Raw genomic sequence first — 25,874 nt, forward strand, 5'->3', positions numbered from 1 at the left:
GGATCCATGCCGTCGCGCCAACGTCTCGATGAATTCATCGCCGTCGTCGAATCCGGCGATCACGCCGTCGCCATCGAGCGCTATTACACCGAGGATGCCAGCATGCAGGAGAATGCCGCGCCGCCGCGGGTCGGCCGCGACGCCCTGGTGGCCCACGAGCGCGGCGTGCTGGCGCTGATGTCGCATGTCGATTCCAGGGCGGTGTCGTCCGTGGTCGAGGGCGACCGCGTCGCCATTCACTGGATTTTCGAGCTGACGGACAAATCCGGCAAGCTGCGCCGTTTCGACGAGCTGGCCTTGCAGGAATGGCGCGGCGACAGGATTTTCCGCGAGCGCTTCTTCTATGATCCGTCCACAGTGAAGGCCTGATGACAACTGCTGACAGTTCGGCGGTGGTCGAAGCTTTGCGATGTCCGATCTATTATCTTTTGCCGTCATGGCCGGGCCTGTCCCGGCCATCCACGTCTTGGCCTCGTGAAGAAAGACGTGGATGCACGGGACAAGCCCCGGCATGACGGTGCAAAAGGCAGATGACGCCACATAGTTCTCATGACATCGCCATCGACGAAACCTCCGCCCGCTACGAGGGCTGGCGGATCGTCGCGGTGTGTTTTTGGGTGGCGACTTTCGGCTGGGGTTTCGGCTTTTACGGCCAAAGCGTCTACGTCGCCGAATTGCATCGCCTGCACGGTTGGCCGGCTTCGCTGATCTCAAGCGGCACGACGTTCTTCTACCTGTTCGGCGCGCTGATCGTGACCTTTGTCAACGAAGGGGTGCGGGCGTTCGGTCCACGCAACTGCCTGATCGGCGGGGTGATCGCGATGGCAGCAGCGGCCGCCATGATGGGGCAGGTCACAGCGCCCTGGCAGCTCTATCTGGCCGACGCGCTGCTGGCATTCGGCTGGGCCGGCACCAGCCTCGCCATCATCACCAATACGCTCGGCCTGTGGTTCGACCGCAAGCGCGGGATGGCGATCAGCCTGGCGCTGAACGGCGCAAGTTTTGGGGGCATCATCGGCGTGCCGCTGCTGGTGGCAGCGATCGGGCGCCTCGGATTTTCCAATGCCATGCTGGTCGCGGCCGGCACGATGCTGGTGGCGACGATCCCCGTCATTCTGCTTTTTGTCGGCCGTCCGCCCAGGCGGGGCGGCAACGCAGCGGAATTGGCGGCCGTGGCGGCACCGTCGCCATCGGCCATCCGCGCTCAAGCCTTGCGCGACGCAGCCTTCCTGACCGTGTCGATCTCCTTTGCGCTGGTGCTGTTCGCGCAAGTCGGCTTCATCGTTCATTTGATCGCGTTCCTCGACCCCTTGATCGGCCGAGGCAGTGCGGCGACAGCGGTCGCGCTGCTGACGGCGATGGCGATGGCCGGGCGCGTCGTGTTCTCCGCCGTGATCGACCGGCTCAATCAGAGGCTGGCTTCGGCGATATCGTTTGTGAGCCAGGCGCTGGCGCTGGCGATCATCATCCATTCGCGCGACGAAACGGTGCTGATCGCCTGTTGCGGGCTGTTCGGCTTTTCGGTCGGCAATCTGATCACGCTGCCGTCGCTGATCGTGCAGCGCGAATTCGATGCGCGATCGTTTGGCGTGCTGATCAGCCTGATCACCGCGATCAACCAGGTGGCTTACGCGTTCGGCCCCGGCGTCATCGGGCTGCTGCGCGATGCGTCGGGCAGCTACACATTGCCGTTCTACGGCTGCATCGCGCTGGAGCTGATCGCGGCGGCGTTGATCATGGTGCGAAAGCGCGCGTAGCCCGGATGGAGCGTAGCGCAATCCGGGGCAGGTATCACTCGGCCCTACCCATCCCGGATTGCGCTACGCTCCATCCGGGCTACGAAATTCTACATCTCCCGCTGCCGCAACAAATCCTCCAGATCGAGCCGGTGCGTGAACATCGCCAGCGATCCGTCCGGCTTGCGCGGCCATTGTTCCTTCGGCCGGTCCCAATACAGCTCGACCCCGTTCTCGTCCGGATCGCGCAGATAGAGCGCCTCGCTTACGCCGTGGTCGCTGGCGCCGTCGAGCGGAATTTTTGCCTCGATCAGACGGTGCAAGGCATCCGCCAGCGCAGGCCGTGTCGGATAGAGGATCGCGGTGTGAAACAGTCCCGTCGTGCCCGGCGGCGGCGGATGGCCGCCTTTGCTCTCCCAGGTGTTCAGTCCGATGTGGTGGTGATAGCCGCCGGCGGAAATGAACGCCGCGCCTGAGCTCAGGCGCTGCATGAGCTCGAAGCCGAGCACGCCGCAATAAAAGCCGAGCGCGCGGTCGAGGTCAGCGACCTTGAGATGCACATGCCCGATGCGTGTGCCGGCGATGATGGGTTGGTTTTCGGGCATATGTAATCTCCGTTCGGAAGCCTGCGTGCCCCGGATGCCGCGCAGCGCGTCAGCGGTGCGCTGCTAAGCCGGGGCCCATGCGTCGGTCCCGGCTCTGCGGTGCACCGCTGAAGAAGCGCTGCACCGCATCCGGGACACGTAAGAGGCTTTTCTCTTTAGACAAGCTCCGACACTTCCCCCGCCGGCAGTTCGAACTCGAACGTGTTCAGCGTCATCGACACCATGGTGTAGTAGCCGCACAGGCCGATGATCTCGACGATGCCGCGCTCGCCGACCAGCTTTACCGCTTCATCGTAGAGGCTCTTGGAGACGCCGTGGCCGTCGTGCAGCGACTTGGCGACGTCGTAGACGATCTGGCCCTTGGGATCGTCGAACTTTGGCGTGCGGCGGTCGCGGATGTCGTCGACGATTTTCTGATCCAGGCCGGCCTTGAGTGCGAGCCGCTTGTGGGCGAACCATTCGTAGTGCGAGGTCCAGTGCCGCGCGGTGACAAGGATCGCGATCTCCGACAGCTTATCGCCAAACACGGTGTCGAAGCGCAGGAAGCCGCCCAGCCGCGTGGCGTGCCGCGCCATCTCCGGGCTGTTGAGCCAGGCCATCATCGGCGGCGGCGGCCTGCCGCGCTTGCCGGCAATCGATTCATCGTAGGTCTGTTTCTGATCCGCGCTCATTTCGCCTGGCGAAAGCAACTTCAGCCGCATGTGGGTTTCCTCTGGTTTTTCAAGCGTTACGCAACCAGCGAATACACCCGATCGGCAATCGTGACCATATCCGTGGCGGCATGTGTCACGGCAGAGACATGTTGAATTCCGCACCGCGATGGCTAAGGTCGATCCAACATTTCAGGGAAACGCCATGACCGATCTGGAAAATTTCCGCCGCGAAACCCGAGTTTGGCTTGCCGCCAATTGCCCGCCGGAGATGCGCCGGCCGATGACCTCGGACGAGGACACGTTTTGGGGCGGCCGCAACACCAAATTCTCCTCCGAGCCGCAACGCGTCTGGTTCGAGCGGATGCGCGACAAGGGCTGGACCGTGCCGCACTGGCCAAAAGAATATGGCGGCGGCGGTCTCGACGGCGAGGAGACCAAGATCGTCCGTCAGGAAATGGCGGCGGTCGGCGCGCGGCAGCCACTGACCTCGTTCGGCATCTCCATGCTCGGCCCGGCCTTGTTGAAGTATGGCACCGAGGCGCAGAAGCAGGAGCACCTGCCGAAAATCGCCGCCGGCCTGATCCGCTGGTGCCAGGGCTATTCCGAACCGAACGCCGGCTCCGACCTCGCCTCGCTGCAGACCCGCGCCGAAAGCGATGGCGACGATTTTGTCATCAATGGCCAGAAAATCTGGACCTCCTATGCCAACTACGCCGACTGGATTTTTTGCCTGGTGCGCACCGACTCGTCGGCGAAGAAACACGACGGCATCAGTTTCATCCTGTTCGACATGGCCTCCAAGGGCGTCTCGACCAAGCCGATCCTCCTGATCTCCGGCCGCTCGCCATTCTGCGAAACCTTCTTCGACAATGTGCGGGTACCGAAATCCCATGTGGTCGGCACCGTCAATCGCGGCTGGGACGTCGCGAAATATCTCTTGCAGCATGAGCGCGCGATGATTTCCGGCATGGGCGAGCGCGGCGTCGGCCGGCCGCTCGGCCAGGTCGCCGCCGACTCCATCGGCACCGACGAACAGGGCCGGCTGGAGGATCCGATGTTGCGCGGCCAGATCGCGACCTTCGAAATCGACGAGGCGGCACTGGCGGCGGCTGCCGAGCGCGCGGTCGATCTGGCCAAGGCCGGCCAGTCGCATCCGGCGTTTTCCTCGGCGATGAAATATTACGGCACCGAACTGAACAAGCGCCGCTACGAAATCCTGATGTCGGCGGGCGGCATCGACGCGCTGGAATGGGAAAGCGAGCGCTCCAAGGGCGGCGCCCGCCCGCGCGCCTGGCTGCGCACCAAGGCCAACTCGATCGAGGGCGGCACCAGCGAGGTCATGCTCGGCATCGTGGCGAAAAGGATTTTGGATTTGCCGGGGGCGTAAGTCTCTCAGCGTCATTCCGGGGCACGCGAAGCGTGAACCCGGAATCTCGAGATTCCGGGTTCGCCGCTACGCGCCGCCCCGGAACGACGACCTAAACATCTCTAACTCGGAATTTGTCATGGCCCTCGTCCTCACCGAAGAACAGTCGATGCTGCGCGACAGCGCGCGCGGTCTCATCACCGACAAGGCGCCGGTGTCGCATCTGCGGCAGTTGCGCGACAGCAAGGATGCGACCGGATTTTCCCGCGATCTCTGGAAGAGCTTTTCGGAGATGGGATTTTCCGGCCTGCTGGTGCCGGAGGATTTCGGCGGAAGCGGGCTCGGCTGCGTCGAGGCCGGCGTGGTGATGGAGGAGATCGGCCGCACCCTGATGCCGTCACCATTCCTGGCCACCGCCGTGCTCGCGGCTTCCGCATTGTCGCGCGGCGGCAGTGCTGCGCAGAAATCCGAGCATCTGCCCAAAATCGCCGATGGTTCGCTGCTGGCGGCGCTCGCCATCGATGAGGGGACAAAACATCGCCCGCTGATGACCAAAATGCAGGCGGTGCGTTCCGGCAACGGCTTTCGGCTCAACGGCGACAAGGCGTTCGTGGTCGATGGCCACACGGCCGGTCTTCTGATCGTCGCGGCCCGTACCGCGGGCTCAGCCGGCGAGCGCGACGGGCTGACGCTGTTTCTGGTCGATCCCAAAACAAAGGGTATCGAGACCGAGCGCATCGCGATGGTGGATTCGCACAATGCGGCGCGCATCAAATTCGACAATGTCGAGGTCAACGCCGACGACGTGCTCGGCGAGGTCGACCAGGGCGGTGCACTGCTGGAGGGCGTGCTCAATATTGGCCGCGGCGCGGTCGCCTCCGAAATGGTCGGAGTCTCCGAGGAGGTGTTCGGCCGCACCGTCAGCTATCTCAGGGAGCGCAAGCAGTTCGGCAAGGCGATCGGCGAATTCCAGGCGCTGCAGCACCGCGCCGCCCAGCTCTATATCGACATCGAGATCACCCGCGCCGCGGTGCTGAAGGCGCTGCAGATGCTGGATGGGGATTTCGAGAAAGCGGGTGCAGCGGTCGCCGTTGCAAAGGCGCGCGCCGGCTCGACGGCAACGCTTGCGGTGCAGGAGGGCGTGCAGATGCATGGCGGCATGGGCATGACCGACCAGTTCGACATCGGCTTCTTCATGAAGCGCGCGCGGGTCTGCCAGGAATTGTTCGGCGACAGCAATTTCCACTCCGACCAGCTGGCGCGGATGAAGAGCTATTGAGGCTTCCGTCGCCCTTCGAGGCGCGCAAGAGCGCGCACCTCAGGGTGACGGAAACAACACTGCTGCAAACTATTCGACGTCATCTTGAGGTGCGAGCCTCTTCGGCGAGCCTCGAAGGATGGGCCGCGGGCGACGACGGCCTCAATCCGTCATTGCGAGCGAAGCGAAGCAATCCATAGAGCAACAAGAAAGAATGGATTGCTTCGTCGCTTCGCTCCTCGCAATGACGGCTTGGGCCGTCACCGGATCGGCGGTGCGTATTGTATCCCGCCGGCGCTCCAGAGCTGGTTGAGCCCGCGCGGAATCTTCAGCTTCGATTCGCTTCCGATGTTGCGCTCATAGACTTCGCCGTAATTGCCGACACGGCGGATGATGCGCACCGCCCAGTCCTTGGTCAGTCCGAGGTCCTCGCCATAGCTGCCTTCGGTGCCGACCAGCCGCATCACGTCGGGCTTCTTCGACTTCAGCGCCTCGTCGATATTCTTCGAGGTGACGCCGAGTTCCTCGGCGTTGATCATCGCATACAACGTCCATTTCACCAGCATCATCCAGTCGTCGTCGCGCTGGCGCACCACGGGGGCGAGCGGCTCCTTGGAGATGACGTCGGGCAGGATGACATGATCGTCCGGCTTTCCGAGATTGAGCCTCAGCGCGTAGAGCTGGGAGACGTCGGCGGTGAGGGTGTCGCATTTGCCGGAATCATAGGCTTTGACGACGTCGTCCAGCTTGGAAAACTTCATCTCCTCGAATTTCATGTTGTTGGTGCGGAAATAGTCCGCGAGATTGAGCTGCGTGGTGGTGGATTCCTGCACACAGACCTTGCTGCCGTTGAGATTGAGTGCGGAATCGATGTTGCGCGAGCGCGGCAACATGAAGCCTTGGCCGTCATAATAGGCGACCGCCGGGAAATACAGGTCGTAATTCTCCTCGCGCGACAGGTCCCATGTCGAATTGCGCGAGAGGATGTCCACGGTGCGGTTCTGCAGCTCCTTGAAGCGCTCGCTGGCGTCGAGCGGAACGAATTTCGCCTTGCCCGGATCGTCGAAGATGGCGGCGGCGACCGCGCGGCAGAAGTCGACGTCGAAGCCGGTCCAGTTGCCCTTGTCGTCGGGGATCGAGAAGCCCGGCAGGCCCTTGTTGACGCCGCACAGCACCTCGCCGCGCCGCACTGTCCGCTTCAAGGTGCGGGTGTCATATCGCTCATAAGTGATGGCGGCCGCCGCGACCGCGACTGCGACCGCCAGACCGATCACGAGGCCGCCTCGGAATGTGCGCATCATCTTTGTCTCGCCAATGAATGGGAAAAGGGAAAAGGATAAAGCCGAAAAGACAGTGCCGCCGAGGTTACAGTTCCGGCTTCTGCCGCACGATGACCTTGGTGCCGACCGGTACCCGATCGTAGAGATCGGCGACGTCGGCATTGACCAGCCGGAAGCAGCCCGACGAGACCTTGGTGCCGATCGTGTCGGGCCGGTTGGTGCCGTGGATGCGGTAGACGGTGGTCCCGAGATACATCGCGCGCGCCCCGAGCGGATTGCCGGGCCCGCCCGCCATGAAGCGCGGCAGATAAGGCTGGCGCTCGATCATCTCCGGCGGCGGCGTCCAGTCCGGCCATTCCTTCTTGTTGGTGATGCTCAACAGCCCCTGCCACTGGAAGCCGTCGCGGCCGACGCCGATACCGTAGCGGATGGCGCGGCCGCCGGGCTGGATCAAATAGAGATGACGCTCGGCGGTCGAGATGATGATGGTGCCCGGCGCCTCGGTGGTGCGGTAAAGCACCATCTGCTTCCGAAATTCCGGATCCAGTTCGAGGGAATCATCGGGCAGCAATCCCGGCTGGTCGCCGACATCGGGCTGTTGCGCATAACTGTGCGAGACCGAAAGCATCAACCCGGCGGCGGCGATCATCATCCAGACCAGGTGCCGTAACTTGATCATACAATCCTCTTTTCGTCGGCGTTTGCCAAATCAATTGGCCGCATCAAATCTCAGGCATGGCGCAATGGCAAGCCGTTCGGAACCGTTGCGGGAATGCTTTCAGTTTCCGGCAGTTAGCCGATATCGGGAATGTGTCCGAAAAGCGTCATTTGGGCGCGAGCCACAGCCTCAGGCCGAAGGCGACAATGCCAACCGTGCCGACGCCGCCGAGCCAAAGGGCTGCGAACCACAACAGACGCTGCCCCAGCGGCCGCGGATTTTGAACATCGCGCATCAATGATAACCGCTTTCGGGCCTGACCTTGCCGCGGAATACCCAATAGGCCCAGCCGGTGTAGCCCAGAATCAGCGGTATCAAGACGGCCACGCCGACCAACATGAAGATCTGGCTGCGCTCGGGAGAAGCCGCCTGCCAGATGGTGACGCTCCGCGGTACGATATAGGGATACATGCTGATGCCGAGTCCGAGATAGGACAGCGCGAACAGCAAGAGCGACAGCAGGAACGGCTGGTAATCGCTTCTGTTGGCAAGGCTGCGCAACAGCAGGACGCTGACGGCGGCGACCGCGATCGGCACCGGCGCGGTGAAGATGATGTTGGGCCAGGCGAACCAGCGCTGCGCATAGGCGATATCCAGGAACGGCGTCACGATGCTGACCGCGCCGATCGCCACCAGCATGGCGAACAGCAACGACCAGCTCAGGACAGAAGCCTTGTCGCGCAGCGCGCCCTCGGTCTTCATCACGAGCCAGGTGGCGCCCAACAGCGCATAGCCGATGGCCAAGGCAAGCCCGGTCATGATGCTGAATGGCGTCAGCCAGTCCCACCAGCCGCCGCCGTAGTGCCGGCCCTCGACATGGATACCCTGCAGGATGGCGCCGAGCGCAATGCCCTGCGCCAGCGCCGCCAGCAGCGATCCGCCGGCGAATGCGATATCCCACAGGTTTCGTTTGCCGGGCGGTGCCCGCCAGCGGAATTCGAAGGCGACGCCGCGAAACACCAGCCCGATCAGCATCGCGATGATCGGCGTGTACAGCGCCGGCATCAGTATCGCATAGGCCAGCGGAAACGCGGCCATCGTGCCGCCGCCGCCGAGCACCAGCCAGGTTTCGTTGCCGTCCCATACCGGCGCCACGCTGTTCATGATCACGTCGCGGTCGGTCTTGTCGGGAAACAGGGGAAACAGAATGCCGAGGCCAAGGTCGAAGCCGTCCATTACCACATAGACGAACACCGCGAACGCGATGATGAACGCCCAGACGGTTGCGAGGTCGATATTGGCGGTCATAGGGTTTGCCCTTCCGCCGCCACGCCGGCGGCGGGCGTGATGCCCGCGGCGCGGACCGGCGCATGGCTTGGGCCCTGCTCGCCCTGATGCGGCGGCTGCGCCATCAGCCGGAACAGATAGGTCAGGCCCGCCGCATAGACGATGAAATAGACGATAACGAAGGCGGTCAGCGACGAGCCCACCGCGGGCGCCGCGAGCGGCGAAGCGGAATCGGCGGTGCGCAGCAGGCCGTAGACCGTGAAGGGTTGCCGGCCGACCTCGGTGGTGAACCAACCCGCCACCACCGCGATGAAGCCGGCCGGCCCCATCGCGACCGCGAACAGATGCAGCAGCCGGCTTTCATAGAGCCTGCCTTGCCACCGCATCCACAGGCTGAACAGCCCCAGTCCCAGCATCAGGAATCCCAGCCCAACCATGATGCGGAACGACCAGAAGATGATCGGCACCGGCGGCCAGTTTTCGCGCGGCACGGTGTCGAGGCCCGCCATCGGCGCATCCAGGGAGTGCGTCAGAATGAGCGAACCCAGTTTCGGGATTTCGATGGCGTATTTGACCTTGCCCGCGGCCTGATCGGGCAGGCCGAACAGATAAAGCGGTGCGCCGTCCTTGTAGCTCTGGAAATGTCCCTCCATCCCCATGATTTTCACGGGCTGGTGCTCGAGCGTGTTGAGGCCGTGCTGATCGCCGGCGAGAATCTGGATCGGCGTCACCAGGGCGGCCATCCACATCGCCATCGAAAACATCACGCGCGCGCCGGGCAGGTGCTGGTCGCGCAGCAGATGAAACGCGCCGACGGCCCCGACCACCAGCGCGGTGGTGAGATAGGCCGCCAGCACCATATGCACAAAGCGGTAGGGAAACGATGGATTGAAGATGATCTTGAGCCAGCCGGCGGGGACGAACTGCCCGTCGGGGTTGACGGCGTAGCCGACCGGCGTCTGCATCCAGGAATTGGCGGAGAGAATCCAGAACGCGGAAAACAGCGTGCCGATGGCGACCAGCGAGGTCGCGACGAAATGCAGTTTCGGGCCGACCCGTTCCATGCCGAACAGCATTACGCCGAGGAAGCCGGATTCGAGGAAGAACGCGGTCAGTACCTCATAGGCCATCAGCGGGCCGACAATGGGACCCGCCTTGTCCGAATAGGCCGCCCAGTTGGCACCCAGTTCATAGGATATCACGACGCCCGAGACCACGCCCATGCCGAACCCGACCGCGAAGATCTTCAGCCAATAGTTGAACAGGTTGATGAAGACCTCGCGCCCGGTCGCCAGCCAAAGCGCTTCCAGCACCGCGAGATAGCTGGCAAGCCCGATCGAGAAGGCGGGAAACACGATGTGGAACGCCATCGTGAAGGCGAACTGCGCCCGGGCCAAATCCACGGCATCGAAGCCATTGAACATCGCGGCCATCCGTCGCTATCCAGAGCGCAGACTACCACGCGAGATGTGACGATGGTACCGCTTCCTTCAGGAAACCGTCGCTCAACTGGGAGCGTTCAGCAGGCGTGCGATGGTGCGGTCCATCTGCTCATACTGGCCTTCGCCATCGTGCTGGTAGACGATTTTTCCGCTTTGATCGACGATGTATTGCGCCGGCCAGTACTGGTTGCGCCAGGCGTTCCATGTCGCCGAATCGTTGTCCTGGGCGACCGGATAGATGATGCCGTGCCGCTTTAGCGCGGCTTGCACGTTGGCCGCCGATCGCTCGAACGGGAACTCAGGCGTGTGGATGCCGACGACGACGAGGCCGCGGTCTTTGTATTTGGCATAGAGTTCGGTGACGTGGGGCAGTGTGTTGACGCAATTGACGCAGCCATAGGTCCAGAAATCCACCAGCACCACCTTGCCGCGCAGGTCGGAGATGTTGAGCGGCGCCGAGTTGAACCAGTTGCTGATGCCTGCGAAGTTCGGCGCCGCGCCCTGCGCTGCTGCGACCGCGAACGGAGTCTTGTCGCGCGCGGCCTCGCCGGAGATGCCGGTGGCGGCCACAGCCGTCAGGCAAAGCGCGATCACGGAGGCGGAAGTGGCGAGCGTTCGTAGCGTCATGGAAGTCTCCTGGGTGTTGCAGTTGAATCAGAGGCCGATCTGGCCCTGCGGATAGAATGAGGTCAGCCACGCCACGACCTGCGTGTCGTATTGGAAATAGGCGAGAAGCGCGAAGCCGATCACCACCACGCCGAACCCTTGTTGCAGTCTCGGCGAGATGCGCGCGATGCTGCGCACCCGGGTGGTGACGGCCTGGCCGCCATAGGCGATCACCAGCATCGGGATCGCCGCGCCTGTTGCGTAGACGATCAGCAACAGGCTCGCCCATGCGGTATCCTTCGATGTCGCAACGACCGTGAGGATCGAGCCCAGCACCGGGCCGGCGCAGGGCGTCCAGACCAGGCCGAGCGTGGTGCCGAGCACGAAGCCGCCGATATTTCCCTCGTGACGAGCGGCGCCGCTCGTGAGTCCGCCGAATCTGATGGACAGCCACTCGAACGGCTTCGGCCAGATCATCAGCAGGCCGAATCCGAGCAACAGGATCGCGGCCGCGTTGCGCAGGATATTGGGATCAAAATCGAAGACGCGGGTGATCGCGCTCAGCAACAGCGCGGTTGCGGAAAACGAGATCACAAAGCCGAACGCGATCATCGCCGGCCGCGATGTGCTGCGCTGGCCGACCGACGCGCCGAGCAGGATCGGCAGCATCGGCAACGTGCAGGGCGCGGCCACGGTAACGATGCCAGCGAGCAAGGCGAAAATGAGGTTGAGCATCGGGCGAGCATCTCCACGCGGCAGCGCGCGTACTCGCCTTCTTCGCAGCGCCAAAGCCCGCCGTTACCCCGCCAGCGTCACGTATTCGTGAGACCTCGGCGCCGAAATGCCCCCAAACGCAGAGCGACCCGGAAGGGGGGCATCCCGTCCGGGTCGTTGGAGGCTTGGGAGGTTAAGAAACTTGGTCGGCTGTTGGTTGGTATAGCGGCTGATTTTTTCCGCCTGATGTCGTCGATTGTTTCATTTGTTTCGTGGGCCCTAAGCCTCAGGCCGCCAGGCTGTCGACGCCGGCGCCCCTGAGCAGGTCGGCGAGCTGCTTGCGGGCATAGAACATCCGGGTCTTCACGGTGCTCTGGGGAATGCCGATGATCGCACCGACCTCTTCCACCGACTTCTCATGGTAGTAAACGAGGTTGATGATCTCGCGATGCGCCGGCGACAGCTTGGCCACGCAGGCGCGCAGGATGGCGCTGGTATTGCTGCGGTCAAGCGATGCTTCCGGCGTGTCGGCCTCGTCGGCGATTTCAAGCACGTCGTCCTGGTCGATGTCCTCGTATTTGCGCTGGCGCAGCGCGGTCAGCGCCTTGAAACGGGCGATCGACAACAGCCAGGTGGAAACCTGCGAACGGCCCTCGAATTGGTCGGCGGTGCGCCAGACGTCGAGGAAAACCTGACTGGTGAGGTCTTCGGCCATCGTGGTGTCGCGTACGATGCGAAGCACGAAGCGGAAAACCCGCACATTGTGACGGGAATAGAGGATATGCATCGCGGTCCGGCTGCCTTCGGCGATACTTTCGAGCAGCATTTCGTCCGAGGTCGCTTGCGCTGCGATTATGCCTTGGCGGGCTGCGGCGTTGAGGGCGATGACATTCGGCATGACAGGCTCCCGGTGACCGCTATCGTCGCGGCGCTTTGTTGGGCCAAAGTGTTAATGAGCCAACGTTTCCGGACTTCTGCACGCAAAAGGGAAAATGGTTTCATGGTCAGGAGAATTGTTTCGTCGACCGCTCTGCGACGAAACAATCAGGCATGAAATGTGAGCTATTTCACATAGTTAGATTTTGGTGCGGGGGCTCGATCCGGCCCGCCGGAGGCCGCAAAGTGGCCCGCACTGGGGTCTTCAGCCCTGATTTATGTCGTCACGATGCACGGCCTGATTGTCCATGCTGGGTGGCACTTTTCGGGGGTTGCTTATTTGGGCTCGGTACAGGCCCAGATACAATATTCGCGGCCCGGACGGTCGGCGCGAAACGACTCGATGAACCCGCCCTGGCGCTGGGTCACGAACACGGTCTTGCCGTCATCGCCGCCGAAGGCGAGGTTGGTCGGTTCTTTCGCCTCGAGCTGGATTTCCCGCCTCAATTTGCCGGCCGGCGTCAGGACGGCGATGGTGCCCTTCAAAATGCGTGCGACATAAAGATCGCCAGAGGTGTCGGTGCGCAGGCCGTCGATGTCGAAATCGGCGAACCGCTTCACCAGCCGGGCCGAGGTGAGCCGGGTGCCCTCGATCCGGTACGCCCAGATTTCGCGGGTGTCGGACTCGCCGACATACAGCGTCCGGCCATCCGGGCTGAGATCGATGCCGTTGGTGGTGCTCATCTTGCGGTCGGCGGTCATCTTCTCGCCCACCACATTGCCGTCGGGCGACTTCTGCACCCGCCAGACCTGTCCGTCATGCCGTTTCCAGTTGGGATCGCTGGCGTAGAGGGTGCCGTCGACAGCCATCGTCAGGTCGTTCGGCTGATTGAAGTCGTCGGAATGGAAATAGGTTTCGACGGTTTTGCCGTCGCGGCTTATCAGGAAGATATTGTGCTTCTTGTAGTCAGCGACGAACATCCGCCCCGCCCGGTCGAAGCGGATCGCAACGCCGACGCTGCCCTCGGGTAGTGTCGCGAACAGTTCCGATTGCCCAGCGCCATTGGGCAGTTTTCCGATCGTGCCGGGTTTTGCGAAGTTGACGACATACAGATTGCCCTGCCGGTCGACCGCCGGTCCTTCGATCCCAAACGTGTATTCGCCGGAAGGCGTGACTTGCCTGCTCTGAAAGGGGGCATCCTGCGCGGCTGCGGAGGCCGCGATTATCGCGGCGACGGCAAATCCACCAAGGAACAAGATCGTTCTGTTCAAGAGGGTAACCGTTCGCATCCGGGGACTCGCCATTCAGATTGAGGTCGGCCGGACGGTGGACATGGCTGAAGCCGGGTTTTCTCTCAAGACGGCCTGTCGACGACGACGCGCCGGTGTTGCCGGGAATTGCGCCGCATTCGTGTCCCCCGCGATCAGGGAAACGCGAGCGCCGCCGGCTCGACGCTCGAAAGCGTCACTAAATTGGGCTGCACGCATAAAAGACCCACCTTGCAGGCCATGTCGAAAGGCATACTATTCCCGCCTTCAAGCCGGACGCTGATGATCCGGTAGCAGCAGGAGGAGATCATGCTGACAAGACGAGGATTTGCGGGTTTGGCATCCTGTGCGTTGTGTGGGCTCGCTGAATTCGCTGCGAGCGAAGTGTCGGCGCAGGGCACGCCGCCCCCGGCTCCGACCGGCTTCACCCGGAAAATTCTGTCGCAGATGGACGGGCCGGTGCCCGGCTATGTGACGCTCGTTGTCGAGGTCAACATCGATCCGGGCGTCCTCGTAGCGCGGCACACGCATCCGGGAATCGAGTCCGGCTACGTCGTTTCCGGCGGTCTCGATCTGCCGATCGAGGGACAGCCGGTGCGCACGCTCAAGCCGGGCGACGGCTTCCAGGTGCCGGTCGCAACACCGCATGCCGGCGGCAAGAACGGCGACGTAAAGACCGTGGTCGTCAGCACCTATGTCGTGGAGAAGGGTAAACCGCTCGCGTCTCCGGCCTGATCAGATCGACGATTCCGCCCTGGTCGATACAATGAAATCGTGAGAGAGGGTAGCCTTGGTCGGCTGCCCCTATGTTTCGCTCACGCCGGGCGTCACCCCCTTCACGCCTTCGCGATTCACAATCTTCCGACGCCGCCTTGAGTGCCGTCGGTGCCTTGGCTACAAACTTTTAGTGTCGTGCCGGGAGCCAAGCCATGAAGAAGATGATTCCGAGAACCTCGACGGCCGTCCTTCTGCTCACGATCCTCGGCTCGCCGCTCGCATCGGCGGCGCCGGTCAGCCTGACCGGACCGACGGCGCTCGCGGTGGCGGCCGTGGTGGCGCCGTATTCGCTGCTCATCCCCGGCGAAAGGAAAGTCATTGCCGGCCTGTTCGATGGCAACAGCAAGATCAGCTATCCCAAGAAGAAGCTGCAGGTCGCAGCCGATTCGGTGACCTGCAGGATCAGCAATGTCGCCATCGCCGAGCGCAGCTGCGATCTCGCCTTCGCGAAGGGCAAACGCTCCCTGAAAGGCCGCGCGGCCAACGAACTCTACGCAACGCTGGCCTCGGCCGGCGTCACCGCGGAAGGCGCGGCCGGCTCGATGATCGAAAGCGTCACGAAATTGAATTGCACGCTCGATCTCAACGCGATCAGTCAAAATGACGGCAGCGGCGCGAACTGTTCATGGGAGAGCGGGCAGTAGCCTCGGTGTAGGATGGGTGGAGCGAAGCGATACCCATCAATTGGCTCGGTTGGGTGATGGGTTTCGCTGTGCTCAACCCATCCTCCGGATTTATCATCCCTTCTCGCCGGCCGGCGAAAACAGATAGCCGCCGCCGCGGATCGTGCGGATCACCGCCGGCTTGGTGGGGTCGATCTCGATCTTGCGGCGGATGCGCATGATGCGCAAATCGACGGCGCGGTCGAAGGCTTCGGCGTCGCGGGCGTTGGCGAGTTCCAAGAGGCGCTCGCGCGACAGCACCCGCTTCGGATTGGCCGCGAACACTTTCAAGAGCGAGAATTCGGATGCGGTCAGGGGATGTTCGTTGCCTTCCTCGTCGCGCAGCGCCTGCGCCTCGAGGTCGAGCCATTTAGTCCCGAACCGCACCAGCTGGTCCTTCGCAGCCTTTGCCACGGCGGTCTCGGGCGCTGCCGCCGGCCCCCGCGCCGGCGTGCTCCGCCGCAGCACCGAGCGGATCCGCGCCATCAATTCACGCAATTCGCAGGGCTTTGCGATGTAGTCGTCGGCGCCGAGCTCGAGGCCGACCACGCGGTCGATCGGGCTCGCGGTCGCCGTCAGCATGATGACCGGGACGTTGATGCGGCTTTTCAGGTCGCGGATGATGGAAAGCCCGTCTTCCTCGGGCATGTTGAGGTCGAGCACCACCAGATCGGGCACGCTGGTCTCGATCGCGCCGCGCAGGCTCTTTCCCCCGTCGCACAGCGTCACGCTAAACCCGTGCATCTTGAGGTAATCGCCGACCATCTCGCGCGCCGGCGCCTCGTCGTCGACAATGACAATGTGCGGGCTCTGGCTCATGACATCTCGGTTGCGGGTAGTATCACGGTGAAGGTCGATCCCTGTCCGGGCCCGGCGCTCTCTGCGTTGACCTGACCGCCATGCATGTCGATGATGCGCTTGACGATCGATAGACCCAGTCCAGTCGAGCTTTCGCCGGCGGTGGGTTTTGCGGAAAGCCGCTGGAAGCGGCCGAACAGGCGGCCGAGGTCTTCCGGAGATAGGCCTGCGCCCTGGTCGGCGATGCGGATCACGGTTTTCTTGCCCTCATGGCTGACCACCACCGCGATCTTGCCGCCGATCGGCGAATATTTGATGGCGTTGCTGACGAGATTGTCGATCGCCTCGCGCATCCGGTCGGCGTCGCACATGGTGACGAAATTCGGCGGCGCCGACACCGTGATGGTCTGCTGCTTGTTGGCGGCCAGCGGCTGGTTGGCGTCGGCGACCTCGCTGACGAGGCCTGCGATATCGACCGGCTCGCGGCGGATCGAGATGTCGAAGGCGTCCGCCATCGCGTCCGAAATCAAATGATCGACCATCGAGGTCAGGCGCTTGGTGGCGTCGCGGATATGTTCGACCTGGGCGGTGACGCCCTCCTTGGAAGCGCCGGCACTGATCAGCTCGGTCAGCATTTCGGTGCGGCCAAGGATCACGCCAAGCGGGTTCTTCAGGTCGTGGGCGACGGTGCCGAGAATTTCATTCTTGAAACCGTTGGCGCGCTGCAGCCGCAGCCACTGCGACGACAGCCTGCGGTTGGCCTGCATCAGGGCGCGGGTGCGCTGCGCGACACGGTCCTCGAGCTGGGTATTGGCCTCGTGCAGCTGCTGATAGAGAATGACGTTGTCGAAGGCGATCGACAGCCGGCTGCCGAAGATTTCCACCAGCGAGCGGTCTGTCTCCGACAGTGGGCGCTCGGCCTGCAACAGCACCACGACCTCGCGGCCGCTGCCGGTGCGGATGTAGAGCACAGTGCGCTGGTCGGCGAATTCATGCTTGCGGCGCCGGAAGGCGGCTTCCACCATCGACCGCAGGTCGGGGTCGAGCGATCTGGATCCTGCGGCGCCGATGAAGCGGCTATAGCAGCCGGACCCTGCCAGCACCGAGAAATCGTCGTTCGCCGAGTTGCCGTCGTCGCGCAGCACCAGGATGCCGGCGCAATCGACGTTCAAGAGCGAGGCGATCTGGGTCAGCACGCCCTCGGCCAGCCGCTGCATCGACTTGAAATCGTACAGCGTCGAGGCGGCGTCGATGATGATTTCCAGCCCGCGTCTTGTCTGCACCATGCGCTCGAGCTGCTGATAGCTGCGCAGCGCCGCCGTCAGCGAGGTGAACAGCTTGTCGGCGGTAAGCTCGGTCTTCGCCTTGTAGTCGTTGATGTCGTACTGGACGATGACGCGGCGCTCGGGGGCCTGACCGGGCTGGCCGGTGCGCAGGATGATGCGGACGGTCTCGTTCTTCAGCTCGTTGCGGATGTATTCGACGAGATCGAGGCCGGCGGCGTCGGTTTCCATGATGACGTCGAGCAGCACCGCGGCGATATCCGGGTGCGCGCGCATCAAGGTGCGGCCCTCGGCCGCGGAATAGGCGGAGAGGATTTCCAGCCTCTGGCCGTTGAGATTGTAGTCGGAGAGCGCAAAGCGGGTGCCCTCATGCACCGCCTGGTCGTCGTCGATCACGGCGACCTTCCATTTACGCGCCGTCGAAGCTTCCGGCGCCGTGCCGGAATCGTCGATCAGGTGGAGGACATCGTCCTGTTCGGCCATTGAGGGGTTCCGTCGCTTGCCTGGTCTGCGGTTGCCGTGCCGCCCTTGGCGGCCCGGGGCATGATAATGCGAAATGTGGTGCCTTGTCCCAGCCTTGAATCCAGCATCATCCGGCCGCCGAGCTGCTGGGTCACAAGAGTATAGACGATATGCAGGCCCAGGCCCGTGCCACCTTCGTTGCGGCGCGTCGTGAAAAACGGGTCGAACGCCTGCCGCTGCACGTCCGGCGTCATTCCGGCCCCATTGTCGGCGAAAATGATCTCGACGTCGTCGGCCCCGCGCGGTCGCGCCGAGATCGAGATCGCCCCGGACCGGCCGTCGGCAAAGGCATGATTGGCGGCGTTGAGGAACAGATTGGTCAGGATCTGCCCGTAACTGCCGGGGTAGCCGTCGATCACGAGGCCCTCGGGCACGTCGACCGACAGCGCGATCGGCGACCGCTTCAGCACCGGCTTGAGGCTCGCGATGATCTGGTCGGTCGCCTCGCTGAGCGAGAATTGCCGGCGCTCGGCATGCGAGCGGTCGACCGCGACCTGCTTGAACGACTGGATCAGCTCGCCGGCGCGGTGCAGGTTCGCGACCAATTGTCCCGCCGCATCGCGCGAGGTGCGGACGAATTCCTCCAGCTGGGAGCGCCGCAACGGGCTGTCCGATCTGAGCTCGGCCTCGAACATATCCGCCCGCCGCGAGAAGCTCGAGGCCACCGTCAGGCTGATGCCGATCGGATTGTTGACCTCATGGGCGACGCCGGCAACCAGGCCGCCGAGCGCCGCCAGCCGCTCGGCGTCGATCAGGTTTTGCTGGGCGGTGTTGAGTTCGAGCAGCGCGCCTTCGGCTTTTTCCTTGGAGTCGCGCAACTCATCTTCGGTCTTGCGCTTGGCGATGGCGTTTTCGCGGAACACCTCGACCGCGCGCGCCATCGCGCCGACCTCGTCCCTGGCTGAGGTGCCCTGCACCTGGCGGTCGTAATTGCCCGAAGTGATGGCGTGCATGGCCGCCATGATCTGCTGCAGCGGCAGCCGGATCGACAGCGCGATCAGCACGCCCGCGGTGATGATGATGCCGAGAAAGATCACGGCGATCGACAGCACCTTGCGGGAGATGTCGGCCAGCGTCCGGTCGAAGGTTTCCTGCGCCTTCTGCTCGCGCGTCCGCATCTTGGCGGACAGATCGTCGATCGCCCCGATCGCCTCGGCCTGGCTGGCATCGATGGTGTTGCGCAACAGCTCGGTGCGGTTCGCAAGCTCCTCCGACAGTTTTGCAAGCCCCTGCCGCAACGCCTCGGTCCGCGCGTTCAGGCGCTGCAGCGCCATGCGCTGCAGGTCGTTGTCGGCCAGGTCCGACATCACGGGAATCGTCTTCTCGATGGTTTCGGTGTTGCGGCGGGCTTCTTCGGCGGACGCGGTCGCCAGCGACAGGTAATAGGCGTTGGCGGCGACCAGCATCGCGGTGAAGGCCTCGCGGGATTTTCCGAGCGCCGGCCAGATCAGCGCGTCGCGGTGTCCGGTCGCGCCCTCGATGATCGAATAGAGCCCCGCCATGTCGCGGGCGGGAGAGAGGACCTGGTCCTCATAGGTTTTCGAGATCGTCGCCTGCACGCCGCGCAACTCGCCAAAACCGTTGAGGAAGTGCTCGGTGACGCGCTCGAGTTCCTCCACCGACCCCGACAGCATCGGGTCGGTCGAGGCGCGGGTGGTCAGCGTTCCAAGCACGGCTTCGCGCAGCAGCAAGATCTCGGCGAACAGTTCGGGGCTCGGCTGGTTGATGTAGCGATGGATCAGGTTCTGCAGCCGGCCGGTTTCGCTCTCCAAGAGCGCCAGGATCTTGTCGGACTCCCGCACCTGCCGGACGTCGTCCCAGGCCGAACCCAGCACTTGCGCGCCGTTCCAGATCATCGCGACCAGCACCACGACGACCGCCGAGTTCAGTGCAGCGATCGACAGGATGCGCCAGCGGATCGGCACCGCGCGCAGCAGCCCGACGAGCAAGGCGCGGCCGCGCCCGGCAAGTCCCGGGCGCCGTTCCACCGCTTCGTCCCGCCTGGATGCCGCCAAGACCTGATCACTCCACCTTGCGAATGCGTTCGATCAGGGCCGCGGCCGCGGGGTCGCGTTGCGCCTTCTGGTAGATGCCCGCCATCGCGGCTTCGAACGGCTTGCGGTCGAAGTCGGTAACGATGGTGACGCCGGCGGCCTTCGCCTGCTGTTGCGACCGCTGCTCGAGGTCGATCCACTTCTCGCGCATGAAGCGGCTGGATTTTTGCGCGGCGTCGCGGAAAAGCTGGCGATCCTCGTTCGACAGGCTTTGCCAGGCCTTCAGCGACATCACCAGCACTTCCGGGCTCATGGTGTGTTCGGTGAGGGTGTAGAAGCCGGCATACTTGTAGTGACCCGTGGTGACGAAGGACGGCCAGTTGTTCTCCGCGCCGTCGATCAGTTTGGTCGCAAGTCCCGTGAGAACCTGGCCGTAGGGCAGTTCGACCGGCTCGGCGCCCAGCGCCCTGACCATGTCCGACATCAGTTCCGATTGTTGCACCCGAAGCCGCAAACCCTTGAGGTCGGCGATCGAGTGCAGCGGCCTGACGCTGTTGTAGATAGAGCGCGCGCCGGAATCGTAAAACGTCAGCCCGACGAATCCGTAAGGCTCGAAGCTGCCGAGGATATCCTTGCCGATCGGGCCGTCCAGCACCTTCTGCAGATGTTCGACCGAGCGAAACAGGAACGGCATCGCCAACACGTTCATGGCCGGCACGAAGGTTCCGATCAGCGCCACGTTGGTGCGATTGAGATCGATGGCGCCGGCGCGGGTCTGCTCGATGGTTTCCTTTTCCTCGCCGAGTTGGCTCGAGTGGAACACCCGGATTTGCAGGCGGCCGCCGCTGCCCTCTTCGACCAGGCGGCCCATGTAGCGCAGCGCCTGAACGGTCGGATAGTCCTCATTCTGGTTGTCGGCGGCGCGAAATTCACGCGCCGGCGCGCCCGTCGAGGCGGCCGTCAACAACAGCGCAAAGACAAGCACCACTATCCGCGAAAGGTGGGCGCGGCTGAACACAGGTAACTATCCCCCTATGATGATGTCTGCGGCGGGAAGAAAAGGTTCAATGCCTTCTGGCGGAGGCGGGCGGCCTCGGACCATTGTGCCAGCATGGTCAGCTTCGTCAATCCGCTGCCGCGATCTTGTTCCGTCCCGGATTGAAACGGCCGGCGTGGGGTTCTATGAGGGCGCGGGTAGCGCTTCGAGCTTGACAGGCTGGAAGGTTTCTATGGTGAAACTAATCCAAAAATTTCTGCAACTTGCTTCTGCGGCCGCCGTGCTCGGTTTCGCCTCGCCGGCATTTGCGGTCACCGACATCATGTGGTGGCATGCGATGTCGGGCGAACTCGGGCGGCAGCTGGAGAAACTGGCGGCCGATTTCAACGCCTCGCAATCCGAATACCGCGTGGTGCCGAGTTACAAGGGCAACTACACCGAGGCCGTCACCGCGGCGATCTTCGCGTTTCGTTCGCGCAGCCAGCCCGCGATCGTCCAGGTCAACGAGATCGCGACCGCCACCATGATGGCGGCGAGGGGCGCGATCTATCCGGTGTTCGAGCTGATGCGCGACGAGGCCGAGGCGTTTTCGCCCGCCGCCTATCTGCCGGCCGTCACCGGCTATTATGCCGACGCCGCCGGCAACATGCTGTCGTTCCCGTTCAACGTATCGACGCCGATCCTCTACTACAACAGGGACATGTTCCGTGCCGCCGGCCTCGACCCCGACGTCGCGCCAAAGACCTGGCCGGAACTCGGCGAGGCGGCGAAGCGGCTGCGGGCACAGGGCATGGCCTGCGGCTTCACCACGTCCTGGCCGTCCTGGATCAATGTCGAGAATTTTTCCGCCTACCATGACCTGCCGATTTCGACCGAGGCCAATGGCTTCAACGGTCTCGACGCGGTGCTCGATTTCAACAATCCGGTCGTGGTGCGGCACATCGCGCAACTGGCGGAATGGCAGGCCACGAAGGTGTTCGACTATGGCGGCCGCGCCACGTCGGCCGAGCCGCGGTTTCAGAACGGCGACTGCGGCATCTTCATCGGCTCGTCGGCGACGCGCGCCGACATCCTGAAAAATTCGAAATTCGAGGTCGGTTACGGCATGCTGCCGTACTGGCCCGACGTCAAGGGCGCGCCCCAAAACACCATCATCGGCGGCGCCACCCTGTGGGTGCTGCGCGACCGGCCGCGCGAGGAATACAGGGGGGTCGCCAAGTTCTTCGGCTTCCTTTCGAAGCCGGAGGTCCAGGCCGCCTGGCACCAGAACACCGGCTATTTGCCGATCACCCGCGCCGCCTTCGACCTGACCCGCGCGCAGGGCTTCTACGATCGCAATCCCGGCACCGCGATTTCGATCGAGCAGATCACCTTGAAGCCGCCGACCGTGAATTCGCGGGGCTTGCGGCTCGGCTCCTTCGTTTTGATCCGCGACGTCATCGACGACGAACTGGAACAGGCTTTTGCCGGCAAGAAAACCGCGCAAGCCGCGATGGATTCGGCGGTCGAACGGGGCAATCGGCTGCTGCGCCAGTTCCAGCGCGCCAACCCGGACCGGTAACCGCGCCCGATGCATGCATTGCCGAACCTGGAGAATATCGAGGCATACGACGCCTGGCGCGCCGACGCGGCGCAATGCCTGCCGGCGGCGCTCGACATCGCGCGCAGCCATCGCTTGCCGCATGGTGAGGCGCATCTGTTTGCGACCGGCACCAATCTCGTCGTCGCGCTCGACCACAAATTGATATTGAAGATTTTTCCGCCGCTGTTGCGTCATCAATTCGTATCGGAGCGGATGTCGCTGGCGCAGCTGCGCGGCCGCATCACGGTGCCGATCCCGGAAATCGTCCTCGAGGGCGAACGCGACGGCTGGCCGTATCTCGTCATCACCCGGCTCTCCGGCATCATTGGCAAGCAGGCGTGGCCTCACCTGCCGGAGGATCAAAAGCAGCGCCTGCTCGGCCGGATCGGCGAGACCATCGCGGAAGTGCAGCGCGTGCCGGTCGGAGAATTGTCCGCCATCGAACCGCGCTGGGATGAGTTCATTCCCGCGCAGATCAAGCGATGCCGCGCCCGGCACGAGCGCCTTGGGCTCGCGCCAAAATATCTGGACGGGCTCGACCAGTTCATTCGCGACGCGGCGCCCCTCATTCCGCTCGACGCGCCGCCGGTGATCCTGACCGGCGAATACATTCCGGAGAATTTTCTGCTGAGCGGCGACGACGGGAAGTTAGCCGGGCTGATCGACTTCGGCGACGTGATGACGGGATGGCGCGAATACGATCTGCTTGGCCCCGGCAGCTTCATGACGGCGGGAATACCGGATCGCGTTCACAGCCTGTTTCGCGGCTACGGATATACGAAGGCCGACGTCACGCCAGCACTGACGCGCCGGCTGATGGCGATGGGGCTGCTGCACCGCGCCAGCAATCTGAACTTCCAGATTTGCATCGAGGACTGGCAGCAGAAGGCCGGCGACCTGTTCGAACTGGAACGATTGCTCTGGCCGATTTGACTCGGCCGCCCATCACCCCTTGGATTGGATCAGCTGGGCCGCGTGACTGAGCACGCCGGCGATCGCGTCGAGACCCTGACTGCCGCCGCGGCCGATCGTCCTCGCCAGACCTATCGCGCTCGATATCGCCGCACGGCATTGCGAGATCGCCGAGAGCGCCTGAGTCATATTGGCGGCGGCCCGCAATCTCGAGGCGGCGGTGTGCAGCGCGGTTCGTGCGGCAGGCACCTTGACGTCGGAGATTTCGCTGCTCAAGCGATCCAGCACATTGGCGATACAGCTGTAGAGCACCTTGCCGCTGTTGCTGCCGCACGCCGAGACGCCGGCATCGGCGCTTTGCGCCGCCGCGGCCACCGAGGCGCCCGCCGCCGCCTCGCGGTTGGCGAACAGCGATCCCAGCACGATAAGCGCAGCCAGCAGCGCGGCGCGGGTGCATGTTGCGACGATCCCTTGGTTGGAGCGTCGATATCCGAATGCCCTTAACATCATTTATTCCCCCTTGGACTTCATTGAGCGCTCGCCGGCGTCACGATATTGCCGACGGTGAAGTCGCAGCGCACCGTCGTCATCTTCGGCTCACCCTTGAACGTGAACAGCTTTTGCCACTGTGATTTCCGGCACAGAATGCCGCTCGTAGCCTCTTCGACGATGACCACCGCATAGAGTCGGTCGCGCTTCTCGAACGCTTTCAGGCTGGTGTCGTCGGGAAACGTCTGCACCAGCGTCAGCACGCCGTGGCCAGAGTCCATGTCGGCGGCGATCCCGGCGATGCCGCTGATGGTGCGCCATTTGCCGTCCTCGATCATGGCTGCAATGAAGACACCTTCGGCGACGGTATTTTGCAAGATTTTTTGCTTGAGGAATTCCGGGCCGAGCTCGGGCGCCAGCCGCAACTTATTTTTCAGGGTGGGCGAATAGAACACCTTGTCGTTACCGCCCTCGAACACGATGGTAGTGCCTTCCGGCCCGCCGGCCAGCAGGTTCTGGAATTCATGTCCGCTCAGGACTTCCGCTGACGCGGCGTGGCAGGCGAGGGCCGCCAGCAAAGCTCCACAACAGAGCAGCCGACGCAGGCCGCTGCCGAAGAGCTGTTGCACAACGTTCATATTCGGGGATCCGATGGCGGGCAGGTCGGGATTTGCTATATTACATCCGATGCGAAATGTCGTGAAATCCTGGGCGCTGCCTGCCGCCGGCCTCATCGTGCATGCAATCTGCCAATGTTCGCTTGCCCTCGCCTCCGATCAGGCGAGACGAACCGTGCCGCCATCGGCGCCGCGGCTGGCGCTGGTGATCGGCAACGCCAATTACGTCAAGCTCGGTAAACTCGGCAACCCGGCGAAAGACGCGCACCTGATCGCCGAAAAACTGCGGCAGGTCGGTTTCGACGTCACGGAAAAGACCGACCGTGACCTCAAGGGCATGACCGAGGACGTCGACAGTTTCGCGCGAAAAATCAGGGAGCGCGGACCCGATACGGTGTCGGTGCTGTATTATGCCGGACACGGGCTGGAGAGCGATTCCATCAACTATCTGGTGCCGGTCAGTGCCGACATAAGGCGGCGATCCGACGTCGCCTCGACTTCGCTGAGCGTCAAGCGCGTCGCCGATCGGCTGGCGGCCGCCGGCAATGCGCTCAACATCCTGATCCTCGACGCCTGCCGCGATAATCCGTTTCCCGCAAGCGTGGCGCCCGCTGGCATCGTCGGCCTGGTACCGATGGGCGCGGTCTACGGCGTGTTCATCGCCTCCGCCACCGGATCGGGCAAGATTGCGTTCGACGGCGAGGATGGCCATAGCCCCTATACCAGGGCGCTGGCGGACGCCATGACCGTGCCGGGCGAAAAGCTGGAAGACGTGTTCAAGAGCGTGCGCCGCCAGGTCCGGCTCGCAACCGGCGAAGCGCAGATCCCCTGGGAGTCGACTTCGCTCGAAGCGGACTTCTATTTCGTCCCGCCGGCACCGCCGCCGAGCCCGGCTGCACAGCTGTTCGCGGCGGCCAAGGAAAACAGTAATGTCGCGCTGTACGATCTTTTGATCGAACGCTTTCCCGAAAGCCCCGAGGCAGCGCTGGCGAAACCGATCGCCGCCAAACTGAGGGAGGCGAACGCGAATGAAACCCCGGCCACGGCATCTTCAGCCGCGGCGCTGGTTCTGGCGCGCGCCGGGCAGGCGCAAACCCCTGAGGCCTTCGACCTCGTCGCATCGCTGTTTCCCGACACGCCGGAGGCGGCGGAAGCGCGCACCACGGCAGGGCGCTTGCGCGAGGCGGTCGTGCTCGACAGCGCCGGGCCGACCTATCAGGGCCGCGACCTGGTGCAGCGGATTCAGGAGCAGTTGGCTCGCCTCGATTGCATGACCGGCGAGGGCGATGGCGCGTTCGAAGCCGCCACCATCGAAGGATTGCGTCGCGCCTCGCAGCTGTCAGACGAGCGCTATCTCTGGTATCGCCCGACCATGGCCGCACTTCGGGCGCTGAAGAAGATCGATGTCAACGACGGCTGCGGCCGGCGGAAAGTGGTCGCGGCGCCGCGCTGCCTGCGCGTCAACAACGAGGATTTTTGCCCGTAGCGCAT

The 25,874-nt window shown here is 63.5% G+C and carries 26 protein-coding genes; 9 read left to right on the top strand and 17 right to left on the bottom strand.

Annotated features, from left to right (window positions below):
* Window positions 1-6: 6 nt before the first annotated feature.
* Together VK804_RS03390 and VK804_RS03395 are read left to right on the top strand one after the other, a co-directional pair.
* Complete coding sequence (locus VK804_RS03390) at window positions 7-369, top strand: nuclear transport factor 2 family protein (protein ID WP_325367818.1); 363 nt, start codon at window positions 7-9, stop codon at window positions 367-369.
* A 161-nt stretch (window positions 370-530) separates the two neighbouring features.
* The gene (locus tag VK804_RS03395; protein WP_325367820.1) at window positions 531-1,757 is read left to right on the top strand and encodes an MFS transporter; all 1,227 of its coding nucleotides are present in this window, start codon (window positions 531-533) and stop codon (window positions 1,755-1,757) included.
* A gap of 89 nt (window positions 1,758-1,846) precedes the next feature.
* Here the strand turns inward: VK804_RS03395 and VK804_RS03400 are convergent, their stop codons facing one another.
* Window positions 1,847-2,341, bottom strand: coding sequence for a VOC family protein (locus VK804_RS03400; RefSeq protein WP_325367822.1), 495 nt, complete (start codon window positions 2,339-2,341; stop codon window positions 1,847-1,849).
* A 155-nt stretch (window positions 2,342-2,496) separates the two neighbouring features.
* On the bottom strand, window positions 2,497-3,042 hold the full coding sequence (locus VK804_RS03405) for a carboxymuconolactone decarboxylase family protein (RefSeq protein WP_325367824.1): 546 nt from the start codon (window positions 3,040-3,042) through the stop codon (window positions 2,497-2,499).
* A 154-nt stretch (window positions 3,043-3,196) separates the two neighbouring features.
* On the opposite strand from VK804_RS03405, the gene VK804_RS03410 reads away from it, so the two are divergent.
* Window positions 3,197-4,381, top strand: coding sequence for an acyl-CoA dehydrogenase family protein (locus VK804_RS03410; protein ID WP_325367826.1), 1,185 nt, complete (start codon window positions 3,197-3,199; stop codon window positions 4,379-4,381).
* Window positions 4,382-4,499: 118 nt separating this feature from the next.
* Window positions 4,500-5,639 carry an acyl-CoA dehydrogenase family protein gene (locus VK804_RS03415; RefSeq protein WP_325367827.1) on the top strand — a complete coding sequence of 380 codons (1,140 nt, stop codon included), beginning with the start codon at window positions 4,500-4,502 and terminating at the stop codon, window positions 5,637-5,639.
* 239 nt (window positions 5,640-5,878) lie between these two features.
* On the opposite strand, the gene VK804_RS03420 is transcribed toward VK804_RS03415, so the two are convergent.
* The 9 genes from VK804_RS03420 to VK804_RS03460 form a co-directional block, all read right to left on the bottom strand.
* Window positions 5,879-6,916, bottom strand: coding sequence for an amino acid ABC transporter substrate-binding protein (locus tag VK804_RS03420; protein ID WP_325367936.1), 1,038 nt, complete (start codon window positions 6,914-6,916; stop codon window positions 5,879-5,881).
* A gap of 67 nt (window positions 6,917-6,983) precedes the next feature.
* A complete protein-coding gene (locus VK804_RS03425; RefSeq protein ID WP_325367828.1) occupies window positions 6,984-7,577 on the bottom strand; it encodes a L,D-transpeptidase in 594 nt (197 codons plus the stop codon).
* Window positions 7,578-7,722: 145 nt separating this feature from the next.
* Window positions 7,723-7,851, bottom strand: a complete 129-nt coding sequence (locus VK804_RS03430) for a DUF2474 domain-containing protein (RefSeq protein ID WP_325367830.1) — start codon at window positions 7,849-7,851, stop codon at window positions 7,723-7,725.
* The gene (cydB, locus tag VK804_RS03435) at window positions 7,851-8,864 is read right to left on the bottom strand and encodes a cytochrome d ubiquinol oxidase subunit II (RefSeq protein WP_325367832.1); all 1,014 of its coding nucleotides are present in this window, start codon (window positions 8,862-8,864) and stop codon (window positions 7,851-7,853) included. The genes VK804_RS03430 and cydB overlap by 1 nt, the downstream gene beginning before the upstream one ends.
* On the bottom strand, window positions 8,861-10,267 hold the full coding sequence (locus VK804_RS03440; RefSeq protein WP_325367938.1) for a cytochrome ubiquinol oxidase subunit I: 1,407 nt from the start codon (window positions 10,265-10,267) through the stop codon (window positions 8,861-8,863). The genes cydB and VK804_RS03440 overlap by 4 nt, the downstream gene beginning before the upstream one ends.
* 81 nt (window positions 10,268-10,348) lie before the next feature.
* Window positions 10,349-10,912: a thioredoxin family protein gene (locus VK804_RS03445; RefSeq protein WP_325367834.1), complete on the bottom strand. Its 564-nt coding sequence runs from the start codon at window positions 10,910-10,912 to the stop codon at window positions 10,349-10,351.
* Between the two features lie 27 nt (window positions 10,913-10,939).
* Window positions 10,940-11,626 (bottom strand): cytochrome c biogenesis CcdA family protein, encoded by a 687-nt coding sequence (locus VK804_RS03450; RefSeq protein WP_325367836.1) that lies wholly within the window; start codon window positions 11,624-11,626, stop codon window positions 10,940-10,942.
* A gap of 265 nt (window positions 11,627-11,891) precedes the next feature.
* On the bottom strand, window positions 11,892-12,503 hold the full coding sequence (locus VK804_RS03455) for a sigma-70 family RNA polymerase sigma factor (protein ID WP_325367838.1): 612 nt from the start codon (window positions 12,501-12,503) through the stop codon (window positions 11,892-11,894).
* A gap of 314 nt (window positions 12,504-12,817) precedes the next feature.
* Window positions 12,818-13,753 carry an SMP-30/gluconolactonase/LRE family protein gene (locus VK804_RS03460; RefSeq protein WP_414642706.1) on the bottom strand — a complete coding sequence of 312 codons (936 nt, stop codon included), beginning with the start codon at window positions 13,751-13,753 and terminating at the stop codon, window positions 12,818-12,820.
* Between the two features lie 306 nt (window positions 13,754-14,059).
* On the opposite strand from VK804_RS03460, the gene VK804_RS03465 reads away from it, so the two are divergent.
* Window positions 14,060-14,485: a cupin domain-containing protein gene (locus VK804_RS03465; protein WP_325367840.1), complete on the top strand. Its 426-nt coding sequence runs from the start codon at window positions 14,060-14,062 to the stop codon at window positions 14,483-14,485.
* A gap of 194 nt (window positions 14,486-14,679) precedes the next feature.
* A complete protein-coding gene (locus tag VK804_RS03470; RefSeq protein ID WP_325367843.1) occupies window positions 14,680-15,171 on the top strand; it encodes a hypothetical protein in 492 nt (163 codons plus the stop codon).
* A 93-nt stretch (window positions 15,172-15,264) separates the two neighbouring features.
* Here the strand turns inward: VK804_RS03470 and VK804_RS03475 are convergent, their stop codons facing one another.
* The 4 genes from VK804_RS03475 to VK804_RS03490 form a co-directional block, all read right to left on the bottom strand.
* A complete protein-coding gene (locus VK804_RS03475) occupies window positions 15,265-16,008 on the bottom strand; it encodes a response regulator (protein WP_325367845.1) in 744 nt (247 codons plus the stop codon).
* Window positions 16,005-17,753: an ATP-binding response regulator gene (locus VK804_RS03480; protein ID WP_325367847.1), complete on the bottom strand. Its 1,749-nt coding sequence runs from the start codon at window positions 17,751-17,753 to the stop codon at window positions 16,005-16,007. The genes VK804_RS03475 and VK804_RS03480 overlap by 4 nt, the downstream gene beginning before the upstream one ends.
* Window positions 17,723-19,717 carry a sensor histidine kinase gene (locus VK804_RS03485; protein WP_414642709.1) on the bottom strand — a complete coding sequence of 665 codons (1,995 nt, stop codon included), beginning with the start codon at window positions 19,715-19,717 and terminating at the stop codon, window positions 17,723-17,725. Before VK804_RS03485 ends, VK804_RS03480 begins: the two co-directional genes overlap by 31 nt.
* A 97-nt stretch (window positions 19,718-19,814) precedes the next feature.
* Window positions 19,815-20,804: a TRAP transporter substrate-binding protein gene (locus VK804_RS03490; RefSeq protein WP_325367851.1), complete on the bottom strand. Its 990-nt coding sequence runs from the start codon at window positions 20,802-20,804 to the stop codon at window positions 19,815-19,817.
* Window positions 20,805-21,015: 211 nt separating this feature from the next.
* Here VK804_RS03490 and ugpB point away from each other — a divergent pair, with 211 nt between their 5' ends.
* Window positions 21,016-22,344 (top strand): sn-glycerol-3-phosphate ABC transporter substrate-binding protein UgpB, encoded by a 1,329-nt coding sequence (ugpB, locus tag VK804_RS03495; protein WP_325367853.1) that lies wholly within the window; start codon window positions 21,016-21,018, stop codon window positions 22,342-22,344.
* A 9-nt stretch (window positions 22,345-22,353) separates the two neighbouring features.
* Window positions 22,354-23,298 carry an aminoglycoside 3'-phosphotransferase/choline kinase family protein gene (locus VK804_RS03500; protein ID WP_325367855.1) on the top strand — a complete coding sequence of 315 codons (945 nt, stop codon included), beginning with the start codon at window positions 22,354-22,356 and terminating at the stop codon, window positions 23,296-23,298.
* Between the two features lie 12 nt (window positions 23,299-23,310).
* Here VK804_RS03500 and VK804_RS03505 read toward each other — a convergent pair whose 3' ends face one another.
* Both VK804_RS03505 and VK804_RS03510 read right to left on the bottom strand, forming a co-directional pair.
* Window positions 23,311-23,787, bottom strand: coding sequence for a hypothetical protein (locus tag VK804_RS03505; RefSeq protein ID WP_325367857.1), 477 nt, complete (start codon window positions 23,785-23,787; stop codon window positions 23,311-23,313).
* Window positions 23,788-23,804: 17 nt separating this feature from the next.
* Window positions 23,805-24,395 (bottom strand): hypothetical protein, encoded by a 591-nt coding sequence (locus tag VK804_RS03510; protein WP_325367859.1) that lies wholly within the window; start codon window positions 24,393-24,395, stop codon window positions 23,805-23,807.
* A 70-nt stretch (window positions 24,396-24,465) separates the two neighbouring features.
* Between VK804_RS03510 and VK804_RS03515 the strand changes: the two genes are divergently transcribed.
* Entirely contained in the window at window positions 24,466-25,869 is a 1,404-nt protein-coding gene (locus VK804_RS03515) for a caspase family protein (protein ID WP_325367862.1), read from the top strand.
* The last annotated feature ends 5 nt before the right edge of the window (window positions 25,870-25,874 follow it).

Source organism: Bradyrhizobium sp. (assembly GCF_035484855.1).
Lineage (GTDB): Bacteria > Pseudomonadota > Alphaproteobacteria > Rhizobiales > Xanthobacteraceae > Bradyrhizobium.

Bases quoted from the DNA above. Each gene is read 5' to 3' on its own strand.
- VK804_RS03390 (WP_325367818.1), top strand. From the start codon at position 7: ATGCCGTCGCGCCAACGTCTCGATGAATTCATCGCCGTCGTCGAATCC.
- VK804_RS03395 (WP_325367820.1), top strand. From the start codon at position 531: ATGACGCCACATAGTTCTCATGACATCGCCATCGACGAAACCTCCGCC.
- VK804_RS03400 (WP_325367822.1), bottom strand. From the start codon at position 2,341: ATGCCCGAAAACCAACCCATCATCGCCGGCACACGCATCGGGCATGTG.
- VK804_RS03405 (WP_325367824.1), bottom strand. From the start codon at position 3,042: ATGCGGCTGAAGTTGCTTTCGCCAGGCGAAATGAGCGCGGATCAGAAA.
- VK804_RS03410 (WP_325367826.1), top strand. From the start codon at position 3,197: ATGACCGATCTGGAAAATTTCCGCCGCGAAACCCGAGTTTGGCTTGCC.
- VK804_RS03415 (WP_325367827.1), top strand. From the start codon at position 4,500: ATGGCCCTCGTCCTCACCGAAGAACAGTCGATGCTGCGCGACAGCGCG.
- VK804_RS03420 (WP_325367936.1), bottom strand. From the start codon at position 6,916: ATGCGCACATTCCGAGGCGGCCTCGTGATCGGTCTGGCGGTCGCAGTC.
- VK804_RS03425 (WP_325367828.1), bottom strand. From the start codon at position 7,577: ATGATCAAGTTACGGCACCTGGTCTGGATGATGATCGCCGCCGCCGGG.
- VK804_RS03430 (WP_325367830.1), bottom strand. From the start codon at position 7,851: ATGCGCGATGTTCAAAATCCGCGGCCGCTGGGGCAGCGTCTGTTGTGG.
- cydB (WP_325367832.1), bottom strand. From the start codon at position 8,864: ATGACCGCCAATATCGACCTCGCAACCGTCTGGGCGTTCATCATCGCG.
- VK804_RS03440 (WP_325367938.1), bottom strand. From the start codon at position 10,267: ATGTTCAATGGCTTCGATGCCGTGGATTTGGCCCGGGCGCAGTTCGCC.
- VK804_RS03445 (WP_325367834.1), bottom strand. From the start codon at position 10,912: ATGACGCTACGAACGCTCGCCACTTCCGCCTCCGTGATCGCGCTTTGC.
- VK804_RS03450 (WP_325367836.1), bottom strand. From the start codon at position 11,626: ATGCTCAACCTCATTTTCGCCTTGCTCGCTGGCATCGTTACCGTGGCC.
- VK804_RS03455 (WP_325367838.1), bottom strand. From the start codon at position 12,503: ATGCCGAATGTCATCGCCCTCAACGCCGCAGCCCGCCAAGGCATAATC.
- VK804_RS03465 (WP_325367840.1), top strand. From the start codon at position 14,060: ATGCTGACAAGACGAGGATTTGCGGGTTTGGCATCCTGTGCGTTGTGT.
- VK804_RS03470 (WP_325367843.1), top strand. From the start codon at position 14,680: ATGAAGAAGATGATTCCGAGAACCTCGACGGCCGTCCTTCTGCTCACG.
- VK804_RS03475 (WP_325367845.1), bottom strand. From the start codon at position 16,008: ATGAGCCAGAGCCCGCACATTGTCATTGTCGACGACGAGGCGCCGGCG.
- VK804_RS03480 (WP_325367847.1), bottom strand. From the start codon at position 17,753: ATGGCCGAACAGGACGATGTCCTCCACCTGATCGACGATTCCGGCACG.
- ugpB (WP_325367853.1), top strand. From the start codon at position 21,016: ATGGTGAAACTAATCCAAAAATTTCTGCAACTTGCTTCTGCGGCCGCC.
- VK804_RS03500 (WP_325367855.1), top strand. From the start codon at position 22,354: ATGCATGCATTGCCGAACCTGGAGAATATCGAGGCATACGACGCCTGG.
- VK804_RS03505 (WP_325367857.1), bottom strand. From the start codon at position 23,787: ATGATGTTAAGGGCATTCGGATATCGACGCTCCAACCAAGGGATCGTC.